Here is a 722-nt window from a genome sequence, read left to right as displayed (position 1 = left end):
GGCGGGCTTGGGGCTCCTGCCCGGAAGGGGCGTCGCAGGAAGCCCGAGGGGGGCCCACCCCGTCCGGGGGACCCCCGCGTGCGGGGAATGAACGTCGCTGCGAGGCTCGTCGCATGCGAGTCGCCCTGGCACAGACCGACTGCGCCCTGGGAGACGTGGGGCAGAACCTCGACACCGCACGGGANNCCAGGGCGCCGACCTCGTCGTCTTCCCGGAGCTGAGCCTGCACGGCTACCACTTGGGCGGCCTGGAGAAGGACACGTCGATCACGACGGACGACCCGCGCCTGCTCGCCCTGCAGAACTCCGCGGGCCCGGACGGCCCCGACATCCTCGTGGGCCTCCACGAGCACACCAGCCTCCGCGCGTACAACACCGCGGCGTACTACACGAACGGCCGCCTCCTGCACGCGCACCGGAAGCTGTACCTCCCCAACTACCTGGCCTGGGAGGAACGCAAGCACGTCAGCCCCGGCCAGCACCTGCGCGCGTACGACCTGCCCGGCGGGCACGGCCGCGCCGCCACCCTCATCTGCAACGACGCATGGCAGCCGGTGCTCCCGTGGCTCGCCGTGCAGGACGGCGCCGAGGTCATCGTCGTACCGACGAACAGCGCGGCGAGCCTGGACCCCGAGGCCATGGACACCGGCCTGTACTGGGACACGCTGCTCTCGTACACCGCCCGCATGCTGCAGTGCTGGGTCGTCTTCGTGAACCGGGTCG

The 722-nt window shown here is 71.7% G+C and carries 1 protein-coding gene; it reads left to right on the top strand.

Annotated features, from left to right (window positions below; all coding sequences use genetic code 11):
* Window positions 1-186 precede the first annotated feature (186 nt).
* Window positions 187-722: nitrilase-related carbon-nitrogen hydrolase (locus AOK03_RS40090; protein ID WP_341845859.1), on the top strand; the 536-nt coding region annotated here is incomplete at both ends.

Origin of the sequence: Streptomyces atriruber, assembly GCF_001418325.1 — a bacterium.
In the GTDB taxonomy this organism is placed as follows: Bacteria; Actinomycetota; Actinomycetes; order Streptomycetales; family Streptomycetaceae; genus Streptomyces; species Streptomyces atriruber.
The sequence above is the reverse complement of the archived record's forward strand: the minus strand, read 5'-3'. Positions and strand labels throughout refer to the sequence as shown.